The sequence below is a fragment of the Streptomyces sp. NPDC003691 genome (assembly GCF_053981115.1).
Genome location: NZ_JBSFNQ010000146.1, coordinates 1 through 11534 on the forward strand (window position 1 = coordinate 1; position 11534 = coordinate 11534).

Here is an 11534-nt window from a genome sequence, read left to right on the forward strand (position 1 = left end):
TCCTACGTCTTCTACGACGGGCTGGGCCGTGAGCGGCAGAAGCAGGACCCGGCCGTCGGCAAGGGCCGTCTGATCACGGACATCTTCTACGGTCCCGCTCCCGAGACCGCCGCCGCACCCCCGGCGGGCGCGGCGGAGGTCTCACCGGACGCGCTGTACGCCCGGCTCGACGACCTCGGCTACGGCTACGGCCCCGCGTTCCAGGGACTCCGCGCCGCCTGGCGGGACGGCGACGGCACCCTCTTCGCCGAGGTGGAGCCGGTCGGTGACGCGCTAGCGGACCCGGGCCGCTATCTGGTCCATCCGGCGCTCCTGGACGCCGCGCTCCATGTGCTCGGACACGGCGCGGAGGACCGGCTGAGGCTGCCGTTCTCCTGGTCGGGCGTGCGGCGGTACGACGGCGACGCCGCGGCCGGGCTCCGGGTCCGGATCACCCCCGCGGGCCAGGACGTCTACGCCCTGCTGCTGACCGACCCGAACGGCCGGCCGGTACTGACGGCAGACGCCCTCAGCCTGCGGCCCCTCGACCCCGCGCAACTGGCCGGACTGGTCGGTGCGGCGGGCGGCGACGGCGACTCCCTCTTCGAGGTGGAGTGGATTCCGGCGGGTCCGGCCGAGCCCGGCCGGGCCGCACCGGTGATCGTCGCACTCGGATCCGGGGACCTTCCGGCCGGGCTCGCCGCGCCGGACCTGCCCCGGTACGACGACCCGGCGGCCTTCACGGCCGTACTATCCGAGGCCGCCGCCGGGGAGCCCGCTCCCGACGCGGCCGTCGTCCTCCTCGACGCCGCCGCAGAAGAGGAGCCCGGCGATCCGCTGCCGGCGGCCCACCGCTCGGCGCGGCAGGCGCTGGACCTCGTACAGCGGTGGCTGACGGCCGGGCCGCCCACCGGCACCAGACTGGTCCTGGTCACGCGCGGTTCCGTGGCGGCCGGACCCGGGGACGACGCGCCCCGCCTGGGCACCTCGCCGGTACGGGGCATGCTGCGGTCGGCGCAGTCGGAACACCCCGGCCGCTTTGTCCTGCTGGACCTGCCGTACGACGGATCCGGCGGCACCGGACCGGAGCAGACGCTCCCCGACGGCCTCCTCGAAACGGTCCTGGGCGCCGACGGCGACACCGAGTTCGCCGTCCGTGAAGGGCGGCTGCTCGTACCCCGGCTGATCCGCCTCCGGCCGTCCCCGGAGGCCGGGGCACCCCGGTTCGATCCCCTCCGGACCGCGCTGATCACCGGCGGTACCGGACAACTGGGGCGGCTGCTCGCTCGCCATCTCGTGGCGGCGCACGGCATCCGCCGGCTGCTGCTGACCAGCCGCCGCGGCCCCGAAGCCGAGGGGGCCCGCGAGCTGGCGGCGGAACTCGCCGCGCAGGGCGCCGAGGTGACCGTCGCGGCCTGCGACACGTCCGACCCCGAAGCCCTGGCCCGGCTGCTGGCATCCGTTCCGGCCGACCGGCCGCTGGGGATCGTCGTCCATGCGGCGGGGACCACCGACGACGGTCTGGTGGAATCGCTGACGGCCGAGCGGACCACCGCGGTCCTCCGGCCGAAGGCGGACGCGGCCTGGCACCTCCACCGCCTGACCCTCGACGCGGAGCCGGAGGCCTTCGTCCTCTACTCCTCCTTCGCGGGAATCGTCGGCAATCCCGGCCAGGCGGCCTACGCGTCGGCCAACACCTTCCTCGACGCGCTCGCCGCCCACCGCCGGGCGCACGGTCTCCCCGGCACCTCCCTGGCCTGGGGCCTGTGGGAGGGGGACAGCTCCCTCACCGCCTCGCTGACCAGGGCCGACCTGGCCAGACTGGAACGGAGCGGGGTCACGGCCATCACCCCGGAGCAGGGCCTCGGACTGTTCGACGCGGCGCTGACGGCGGAGCGTGCCCTGACCGTGCCCGTCCGGCTGGACCTGCCCGCTCTCCGGGCCCGGTCCGGGACGGACGGCCCGCCGGCGCTCTACCGTGAGCTGGTACGGGGCCGGGCGGCGCGCCGCCCCCGGTCCGGCCCGCGGACTCCCGGTCTCATCGGCAGGCTCGCCGGGGCCCCGGACGAGACCGGACGGCTGCGGATCGTCCGGGAGGTCGTACGCGGCGAAGTGGCGGCCGTCCTCGGCTTCGCGGATCCGTCCGGGCTGGAGATGGAGCGCGGCCTGCTCGATCTGGGCTTCGACTCCCTGACCGCTGTGGAACTGCGCAACCGGCTGAACGCCCTGACCGGCCGGCAGCTGTCCACCACGCTGGTCTTCGACCACCCCACCCCCGAAGCGCTCTCCCGGTATCTGCTCGGGGAACTCTCCCCGGCCGACTCCCGCGGTGCGGCGGACGCGCCGGGCCGGAGCCCGCAGCTCTCGTCGGCGCTGGCGGCGCTCGACGCCGTACTCCCTGATGCGGAGGCCGACGACGGCCTCCGCGACCGGCTCCGGGACCATCTGGAGCAGCTACTGCACCGGTTGGTGCCCGGAACGGAGGACGCGGAGCTGGGCGGCAGACTGGAGAGCGTGTCGGACGACGACCTCTTCGACTTCATCGACCAGGAGCTGAGCTGAGCCGGGCCGGGCCGGTTGGAGCGGGGGAACGAGGCGACCGACCCCGACCTCCGATGTGGCGCAGGTCACAACTGCTTAGGTAATTTCCTGGATGCCGAATCGTACGGGCGTTCTGCAACGCTTGGAGCCGGAGATTTCGTACGAAGCTTCCGGGCCGAACGGGGGTCCGGCATTGCCGCCACAGGGGGACATATGAAGTTCGAGATGCTCGGAAACCTGAGTATTCGTGCCGGAGAACGTCATCTGGAACCCCGAGCCAAGAAGGTGGGGATTCTGCTGGCCGCTCTGCTGCTCCGGGCGAACCAGGTCGTCTCCATCGACCGGCTCGTTCTGGAGATCTGGGGTGAACGGCCACCCAGGCGGGCCACGGCGGCACTGCACGTCTATGTTTCGCAGCTCCGCAAGCTCATTCCCGCGGACGAGATCTCGGGGCATCCGATCGTGACCCGTTCACCCGGATATCTCATCCAGGTGAACAGCGGGGATCTGGACGTGGACGTGTTCCGGGACCTGCTCGCCCGGGGGCGCCGGCTCATGCGGACCGGCGACTACCAGGGTGCCATCGCGGCGTTCGAGCAGGCCCAGGACTTTCCACAGGGCGATGAGCTGGCCCGGCTGGGCGACGGGCCGATCGTCAGCGGGTTCGCGACCTGGCTGGCGGAGGTCCGGCTGGAGCTGCTGGAGATGACGACGGAATGCCGGCTGATGCTGGACCACCACCATGAACTGGTGCCCGGCCTCCATGAACTGCTGCGGGAATTCCCGCTGCACGAGGCGTTCTACCGGCAGTTGATGCTCGCCCTGTACCGGTGCGACCGGCGCGCCGACGCGCTCCAGACGTACCGCCGGGCCCGGGCGCTGCTCCAGAACGAAATCGGGCTGGAGCCGTGCGCTTCCCTGCGGGAGCTGCACCATGCGATTCTGCACGACGATCCGCGGGCGCTGAGGCTCAGCCCGGTCGCGTAACCGTCCTTCGGGGCGGCCGTAAGGCGAAGGTGAATGCGGGAATTCCGCCGGTGCGCTGCCGCACCGGCGGATTCTCTTTCTTTCCGGCGCCGGTTCCCGTCCTCCCCCGCCGCTCCCCTCCTCACCGGGAGGGGCCCGCCCGGCGCCGGTCCTCAAGCGGTGAACGTGCCCCGGCGGTCCCGGAACCTGACCAGCGGGCGGCCCGGCGCATGGGTGTCCAGATGGCCGACCCGGGCCACCACGATCAGCCGGTCGCCCGTCCGGTGCTCGGCCTCCAGTGTGCACTCCAGCCAGGCCAGGGCCCCGTCGAGAACCGGGGCGCCGTGCGGCGACGGCGACCAGCCCGGCCCCGGCAGACCGCCGCTCCCCGGCGGACCCTCGTCCCCCGGCAGGCCGTCGTTCTCCGGTGGAGCCGCCGATGAGTGCCGCTCGCCGAGGACGCTGACGCACCAGTAGCCGCAGTCGCGGACCCGCGGCCAGACGGCATGGTCGTGACCGACGCTGAGAAGTATCAGCGGCGGGTCCAGGGCCACCGAGGTGAACGAACTGGTCGTGAAGCCGAACGGCCGCCCCGTCAGGGGGTCGGTCGCCGCGACGACCGTCACGCCGGTCGCGAACGCGGCGAACACTTCGCGCAGTTCCCCCTCGGCGGGGAGCGCGGCGCGCGGCGCGCGGCCGGGCGCGGTGCCGGACGCCGCCGGGGCCGGGGCCGGGGCGGGGGGAGTGCTCGGGGAGACCGGTATCACCGGGAACCTCCGTCGTTCGGGGAGACGGCGGGACGGGTGTCGACGTACAGCTCGGCCGGGGCCCGCAGAAACCGTCCGGTGTCGACGGGGGAGAACGACTCCGCGTAGCGCAGACCGGGCAGGGCGTCCAGCAGGGCGCGTACCCCCGCCTCGACCTCCGCCCGTGCCAGCAGGGCGCCCAGGCAGAAGTGGCTGCCGCCGCCGAGCGCCACCTGGAGGGCGCCGCCGGTGACCTCGCGCCGTACGTCGAGTTCCGTGCGGAACAGGTCGAACGCGTCCGGATCGCGGAAGACTTCGGGGTCCCGGTTGGCGGCGCCGAGCAGCAGGTACACCTTCTCGCCCGCGGGCACCGGGCCGCCCGACAGTTCGATGTCCGCGACCGTCTCCTTGACGAGGTACTGGCTGGGCGGATCGCGCCGGAGGGTCTCCAGGAAGGCGCGGGGAAGCAGGGACGGATCCGCGCGCACCGCCGCGAGCTGGCCGGGGTTCTCCAGCAGATTGCGGATCGTCAGGGTGAGGGCCTTCTCGGTGGATTCGCCCCCCGCGACCAGGATCAGTGAGCACAGGGCGGCGATGCGCTCGTCGTCGAGCGGCTCGCCCCGTACCCGCGCGGCGCAGAGCAGGGAGATCAGATCCTCTCCCGGGGCGGCCCGCCGCTCGGCGATGACCGGGGAGAGATAGGCGCGCAGCTCGCGCCGCGCCCGGTCGCCCGCCGCGGCGGCCTCCGGGTCGCCCGTGTAGTCGCCGCCCGCGGTCAGCAGGGCCTCGTACCACTCCCGGAAGAGCGGGGAGTGCGCGCGGGGGAGCCCGAGCAGGGCCACAGTCACGCTCACCGGCAGGGGGCCGGAGAATTCCGCGACGAGATCGACGCGGGCCCGCCGGGGCAGGGCGGCCGCCAGGTCGCGGGCCGTCTCCTCGACGACCGGCACGAAGCGTTCGCCGAGGACGCGTCCGCGGAACAGCGGCGACACCACGGCCCGGTGCGCGGCGTGTTCGGCGCCGTCGAGGCCGACGAACGTCGGGCCGATCAGCCTGCGGCTCGGCTGTTCGTAGAGCCGGTTGGAGATCGCCGGATCCCGCAGCGCCCGGTGCACGTCCCGGTGGCGGCTGACCAGCCAGCCGCCCAGGGGTTCGTCCCGGAGCAGCGGATAGTCGTCCCGTAGGCGTCGGTAGAGCGGATAGGGCGAGGTCTCGAACTCCGGCCACAGCAGGCTCGGCGGTCCGGGGCGGGCCTGGGTCATCGGCGACCTCCGGCAGACGTCGTGGTGCAGCCGTCGGCTGCGGACGGCTCCCACTATACGGAGGCGCCCTCCGTTTGGGAAGACGGTCCGGGCGGCGGCCCGGGGCCCGCTTCCGGCCGGGCCCCGTCCGCGGCCCCGTTCCGGCCCGGTTCGCCGCCCCCCGGTCGGTCGGCCCGGTCAGTCGGCCCGGTCGGTCGGCCCGGTCAGTCGGCCCGGTCAGTCGGCCCGGGCCAGGATCCTTACCAGGGAGGCCCGTGAGGTGATGTCGAGTTTGCGGTAGATGCGGTGAAGATGGCTGTCCACCGTGCGGGGGCTCAGCGAAAGCCGCTGGGCGACCTCCTTCGTTTTCAGTCCCATGCCGGCCAGTACGGCGACCTCGCGCTCCCTGCTGCTGAGGCCGGTCAGCGGATGGGTGGTGGCGGTCGCGGTCGGGAGGTCCCGGTCCGGTGCCGGCGCGGCCGCGGGCCGGGCGGTGGTCGTCGGGAAAGGCGGCGGCCAGGCGTCCCCGCACCGCCGGGCCAGGGCGTCGGCAAGGGTCAGCAGCGACCTCTTCCGGCCCGGGTCGCCCGCCTTCTCCGCGCAGAGCGCCGCCAGGTGCAGAGCCCTCGCCTGCGACCAGACCATCCCCGCCGCGGAGAAGTGCCGGGCCGCCGACAGATACAGGGTGACGGCGTACGCCGGGCTGGCGCGCAGTACATGCGCGCGGGCCATGTCCCCGTGGGCCGCCGCGTGCGGCGCGCCCGCGAGCGAAGCGGCCGCGGCCCGTGCCCGGTCGGCGTACTCCCGGGCCGACTGGTCCCCGCTGGTCACGGCGGAGCAGGCCAGCACCTCGTACGCCTCGGCCCGCAGCGCGGCGGGCAGCCCCGGCAGTTCGGGCCCGTTGCCGGTGGTCAGCAGCAGGGCCATGGCGTGTTCGGGCTCGCCCCGCAGCCGTGCCGCGTCCGCCAGCCGCAGCGCGGTGACGCTGCCGAGGCCGCTGCTGTACCAGGAGAGGGATGCCTCGGCCTCCGCCGCCAGGGTTGCGGCGCGGGGGTCGGTGCGGCCGTGCAGCGCCGCCAGGCACCAGGCCTCCAGCGCCGTCGCCACCACCTGGAGCTGGCCGGGCGCGGAGGGCCGGACGGCGGTACGGGCCTCGGCGGCCGTCCGGCGCGCGGTGTGCAGCCTGCCGCTGTTCCCGTAGGCATAGGCCAGTCCGGTGAGCAGGAACGGCTCGGCGTAGCAGGCGGACGAGGCCCGGGCCAGCGACAGGCCGCGCCGCAACTGCTCCTCCGCCGCCCGGGTGTTGCCCAGCAGGGCGTGTGCCCAGCCGGTCGCCGCCGGGTACTCGGGGAGCCCGGCCAGGTCCCGGTCGCCGAGGGAGCCGAGCGCCGTCGTGGCGCGGCCGGCCGCCTCGGCGGCCCCGGTCCCCGTGCCCTCGTGGGACAGGGACCGGCGCAGGGCCGTCTGGGCGAGCGCCCCGGCCTCGGTCACCCGGTCGCCGTGCGACCGGGCCAGGGCGAGGGCCTCCTCGGCGGAGTGGGGTGTGCCGGGCCGGCCCTCGTGCAGGTCGAGCAGGTCCAGATGGACCATCAGGGGGGCGCGTTCGGCGGAACCGGTCCCGCGGTTCCGGCCGGGGTCGGCCGCGAGCAGGGCCCGGGCCCGGTCGAAGTCGCCCAGTACGGTGTGCATCCAGGCGGAGCCGATCAGGACCGGCAGGCGTTCGGGGCCGGTGAGCGTTCCGGCGCGGGTCAGCAGTTCGTCCAGGAGGTCGCGGTTCCCGGCCAGTCCGCCCGTGGTCGCCAGCAGCCGGGTCACTCTGATCAGCAGATCCCGGTGGAGGGCGGTGCCCCGGTATTCGCGGGGCATGATGCGCAGCGCCAGCCGCAGCCAGTGCGCTGCGGCCTCCGGGGCGGCGGGCAGGGCCTCCCGGGCGGCCCGGGTCAGGATCTCCAGATCGGCCGCGGAGCCCTCGGGCAGCGAGCGTTCGATATGGCGGGCGACGACGGCCGCCGGTGTCCCGTCGCCCGGCAGGGCCCGCATCGCCCGGCGGTGGGCCCGCATTCGCCAGCACGGGTCGGCCCGGTTGTACACGAGCCGGCGCAGCCCGGCGTGCCGGAAGGCGAACTGCCCGCCCGTATCCGTCGTACGGAACACGTCCCGGCCCGCCAGCTGGGAACTCGCCCGGCACACCTCGTCGTACGTCAGCTCCGCCACCGCCGCCACCGAGTGTAGGTCGAACCGCTCGCCGACGACGGCCGCGGTCGCCGCCACCAGCGCATGGGTGCTGCCGAGGGTGGCGATATCGCCGATCAGGGCGGTGGCGATGTCGTCGGGGACGGGGCCGTCGTCCACGAGTCCGGGGGTACGGGGGGTGACCGCGTCGGCCAGGGCCAGCCGCAGCAGCGTCGGGTTGCCCTCACCCGCGCAGTGCAGCCGGGTCAGCTCCTCGTCGGCCGCGGGGAGCCCGAGGAGTTGCGCGGACTGGACCCGGGAGAGCGGCGGCAACTCCTCGCGGTGTCCGGCGCCGACGGCGGCCGCATGGAGCAGGGCCTGGCGTAACCCGGGATGGGCCTGCCGGGGGCGGTGGGCGACGATCACGGTCAGCGGGGTGCTCAGGGGAGTGCGCAGCAGATCCTCGACCAGTTCGGCCGAGGAGGGGTCCGCCCAGTGGAAGTCGTCCAGGAGGAGTGCGGTGTCGTCCCGGACGAACTCGGCGAGGAGCTCCCGCATGGCCTTCGGCGTCATCACGCGCAGGGCGGGGAGGAAACCGTAGGTGACGGGCTCCGGCGCGGTGGCCTGACGGAGCGTCCGGAGCGAGGGGGGACTGCCGAGGGGGACATGGGCCGCGGGCGCGGGCTGGGTGAACGCCTGGAGCAGCGCCTGGAAGGGCATCTCCCGCTCCGCGGGCGCGGAGCGGGCGCGCAGCACGGTCAGCCCCCGCCCTTCGGCGTGGCGGGCCAGCTGCGCCAGGAGCGTGGACTTGCCCGAGCCGGGCTCGCCGAGGACTTCCAGGACGGTGCTGCGCCGCGCCGGGCGGCGTTCGACCACGTCGAGGAGCCGTCTCAGCTCCGCCGGTCTCAGGTTCGGTGGCTGTGGGGGGTGTAGTGTCCTCGGTTCGGTCATGGCCTGGCTGATCCCCTTCCGCTGCATGACCCCGGTCGATGGCTGCCGCTGGAACGAGGAGGGGCGGGCGGTGGCGGAATCCCCCGGCTCCGGCGGGTGGGCGGTCGGTCGGTGCGACCCCGTTCGGACTGCGGTCCCTGGGTGACGGCAGGCGTGTGAAACCCCCTTCGCGCGCGGCCGATTCGGCCGGAACGGATGCGTCCCCGCCCGGCGGCGGTGGCGAAAACGTCTTCAGGGTAACGTGCAATTGTTGCCAATCGGAGGAGTCCTCCGTATCGTAGTTCATGAAACACGCAGGGTGTTCGCCGAAGGCTGCGCAGGCAGGCGCCGCACGGCGAGAGCCCGGTTTCCGGGCCTGCGGCGGCCCCGCCCCGGCGGCGGTCGCCACGGCCCGACGGCCTCCGTGCCGGGCGGCGGCCCGGCCGGATCCGCAGCCTCGCCGCCCTTCCGGTTCACACCCCTGCCCCTCTTCGGTTTTCGGCCCGTTTTCGCCCTCGCCCGTCCCTCACCGGCCCCTCGCCCCGGGAACCCGCGGCCTTCCGCGGTTCCCCCCCAACGGCCTTTCTGGAGGCACCCCTCGTGACCGGTTCACCGTCCGTCCCGCTCTCCGTCCTCGACCTGTCCCCCGTCTGGGCCGGCTCGACGCCCGCTCAGGCGCTGCGCGAGACCATCGCGCTGGCCCGCGCCACCGAGGAACTCGGCTATCACCGCTACTGGCTGACGGAGCACCACAACGCGCCGGGAGTCGCCAGCAGCTCACCGCCCGTGCTCATCGGGCAGATCGCCGCCGCCACCCGCAGCATCCGGGTGGGGGCCGGGGGAGTGATGCTGCCCAACCACCCCCCGCTCGTCGTCGCCGAGCAGTTCGGCACCCTCGAAGCCCTGCACCCCGGCCGTATCGACCTCGGCCTCGGCCGGGCGCCCGGTACCGACCCCGCCACCGCTCAGGCGCTGCGGCGCAACGCGGGCCCCATGGCCGCCGAGGAGTTCCCCCAGCAGATCGTGGAACTGGCCGGGTACTTCGCCCCGGAGGCCGACGGCCGCGAACCGGCCAGGATCAGCGCGGTCCCCGCCGCGGGCAACGCACCCGCCCTGTGGCTGCTGGGCTCCAGCCCGAGCAGCGCCCGGCTCGCCGCGGCCCTCGGCCTGCCCTTCGCCTACGCCTACCACTTCAACGCCCAGCTCGCGGTGCCCGCACTGCGCGTCTACCGCGAGGAGTTCCGGCCCTCCGGGCTGCTGGAGCGCCCCCACAGCATCGTCGCCGCCTTCGTCGTCGCCGCACCCACCGACGAGGAGGCGCGGAGACTGGCAGGCCCCATACGGCTGGCCACCGCCATGTCGATGCGCGATCCGCGCCAGACCGAGTACCGCACCACCGACGAGGCCAACCGCTACCGGTTCGCCGAGAGCGAGCTGCGCCTCGTCGACGGCCATCTCGGCCGTCAGTTCATCGGCGGCCCCGCCTCCCTGGCGCCCCGGCTGGAAGAACTGCTCGCGGACACCGGCGCCGACGAGCTGATGGCCATGAGCGTCATCGAGGACTTCGACGCCCGCGTGGCGGGCTACGAGATCCTGCGCGACGTGGTCGCCGGGCTGAAGGTCCCCACCCACCGGAGAGCGCCCGAAGGCGCCTTCTGATGTCCGCGCCCGGGCCCCTCGTGCCGCCCAGTCTGGGGTCCCCGGAGTACGCCGCCGACCCCGCGGCCTGGTTTCCCGTACTCCGCGACCGCTTCCCGCTGGTACGCGACCGGATCCTCGGCGGCTGGCTGCTCAGCCGTCACGAGGACGTCCGGCTGGCCTTCCGCGATCCCCGCTTCTCGACCCGCGTCTACCGCAGACAGCGGCCGCTGATCGGGCGCAGCCTGCTGGAGGCGGACGGCACCGAGCACGCCCGGCTCCGCGCCGCGCTCTCCCCGCCGTTCCGCGGCCGCGCGCTGCGCGAGCGGCTGGTGCCGGTGATCCGCCGGACCGCCGCCGGACTGGTGGACCGGCTGCCCCGAGACCGCCCCTTCGATGTGGTCGCCGAGTACTTCCATGTACTGCCCGCCCTGGTCATGGCGGGGGCGCTCGGACTGCCCCGGCGGGACTTCCGGGCCTTCCAGGGCTGGTACGAGGCGGTCCTGCGGGCGGCCAACGACATCAGCGGCGATCCCGCGGTCCAGGAGGCGGGGCTGCGGGCCCGGGCCGAGTTCGACACCTATCTGGGCCCTCTCGTCGCGGCCCGCCGCGCGGAGCCCCGCGACGATCTGCTGTCGGCGCTCTGCGCCCCGGGCGGCGGCCGGACACCGCTGACGGAACAGGCCGTCAAGGACTTCTGCGTCCTGCTGATGGTCGCGGGCGGCGAGTCCACCGACAAGCTGCTGGCGCTGGTCACCCGCAATCTGCTGGACCACCCCGCCCAGCGGGACGCCGTCACGGCCGATCGCGCGCTGCTCACCCGGGCCGTGCTGGAGACCCTGCGCCGGGATCCGCCGGGGCAGGTCATCGCCCGCGAGACGGTGGCGGAGGTGGCCGTCTCCGGCGGCACGATCCCCGCCGGGGAGACGGTCCATCTGCTGCTCGGCGCCGCCAACCGGGATCCCGCGCTCTTCGCCCGCCCCGACGACTTCGACGTCTTCCGCGAAGGACTCGACCCGGAAAGGGAGTTCACCGGGGGCGCGGTCCTGGTGGCCTTCGGCAGCGGGCGGCACTTCTGCGCCGGGGCCATGCTGGCCCGCGCGGAGACGGAGATCGCCCTGGAGACACTGTTCGACGGATTCCCGGGTCTGCGGTACGCCCCCGGCTTCCGCCCCCGCACCACCGGGGTCTTCGTCCGCGCGCCCCGGCAACTGCTGGTCCGGGACCCGCCTATCTGCCGGTGGATCCCAAGCTGCCCGCCGAACGGCGCCGCTATCTGATCGAGGACTCCGGCGCCGACGCCGTCGTCACCCCCGGCACC

7 protein-coding genes are annotated in these 11534 nt (G+C 74.3%); 4 read left to right on the forward strand and 3 right to left on the reverse strand.

The window, feature by feature from the left end; all coding sequences use genetic code 11:
* Both ACWDR0_RS33165 and ACWDR0_RS33170 read left to right on the forward strand, forming a co-directional pair.
* Positions 1 to 2541: type I polyketide synthase (locus tag ACWDR0_RS33165; protein WP_456355539.1), on the forward strand; the 2541-nt coding region annotated here is incomplete at its 5' end.
* A gap of 204 nt (positions 2542 to 2745) precedes the next feature.
* Positions 2746 to 3507, forward strand: a complete 762-nt coding sequence (locus tag ACWDR0_RS33170) for an AfsR/SARP family transcriptional regulator (protein ID WP_456355540.1) — start codon at positions 2746 to 2748, stop codon at positions 3505 to 3507.
* A 152-nt stretch (positions 3508 to 3659) separates the two neighbouring features.
* On the opposite strand, the gene ACWDR0_RS33175 is transcribed toward ACWDR0_RS33170, so the two are convergent.
* The 3 genes from ACWDR0_RS33175 to ACWDR0_RS33185 form a co-directional block, all read right to left on the reverse strand.
* A complete protein-coding gene (locus tag ACWDR0_RS33175) occupies positions 3660 to 4253 on the reverse strand; it encodes a flavin reductase family protein (protein WP_456355541.1) in 594 nt (197 codons plus the stop codon).
* On the reverse strand, positions 4250 to 5494 hold the full coding sequence (locus tag ACWDR0_RS33180) for a cytochrome P450 (RefSeq protein ID WP_456355542.1): 1245 nt from the start codon (positions 5492 to 5494) through the stop codon (positions 4250 to 4252). Before ACWDR0_RS33180 ends, ACWDR0_RS33175 begins: the two co-directional genes overlap by 4 nt.
* A 216-nt stretch (positions 5495 to 5710) precedes the next feature.
* The gene (locus ACWDR0_RS33185; protein WP_456355543.1) at positions 5711 to 8623 is read right to left on the reverse strand and encodes an AAA family ATPase; all 2913 of its coding nucleotides are present in this window, start codon (positions 8621 to 8623) and stop codon (positions 5711 to 5713) included.
* Positions 8624 to 9175: 552 nt separating this feature from the next.
* On the opposite strand from ACWDR0_RS33185, the gene ACWDR0_RS33190 reads away from it, so the two are divergent.
* Together ACWDR0_RS33190 and ACWDR0_RS33195 are read left to right on the forward strand one after the other, a co-directional pair.
* Positions 9176 to 10234: an LLM class flavin-dependent oxidoreductase gene (locus tag ACWDR0_RS33190; RefSeq protein WP_456355544.1), complete on the forward strand. Its 1059-nt coding sequence runs from the start codon at positions 9176 to 9178 to the stop codon at positions 10232 to 10234.
* A complete protein-coding gene (locus tag ACWDR0_RS33195; protein ID WP_456355545.1) occupies positions 10234 to 11493 on the forward strand; it encodes a cytochrome P450 in 1260 nt (419 codons plus the stop codon). The genes ACWDR0_RS33190 and ACWDR0_RS33195 overlap by 1 nt, the downstream gene beginning before the upstream one ends.
* The last annotated feature ends 41 nt before the right edge of the window (positions 11494 to 11534 follow it).

Coding starts and splice junctions, on each gene's coding strand:
- ACWDR0_RS33170 (WP_456355540.1), top strand. CDS start 2,746: ATGCTCGGAAACCTGAGTATTCGTGCCGGAGAACGTCATCTGGAACCC.
- ACWDR0_RS33180 (WP_456355542.1), bottom strand. CDS start 5,494: ATGACCCAGGCCCGCCCCGGACCGCCGAGCCTGCTGTGGCCGGAGTTC.
- ACWDR0_RS33185 (WP_456355543.1), bottom strand. CDS start 8,623: ATGCAGCGGAAGGGGATCAGCCAGGCCATGACCGAACCGAGGACACTA.
- ACWDR0_RS33195 (WP_456355545.1), top strand. CDS start 10,234: ATGTCCGCGCCCGGGCCCCTCGTGCCGCCCAGTCTGGGGTCCCCGGAG.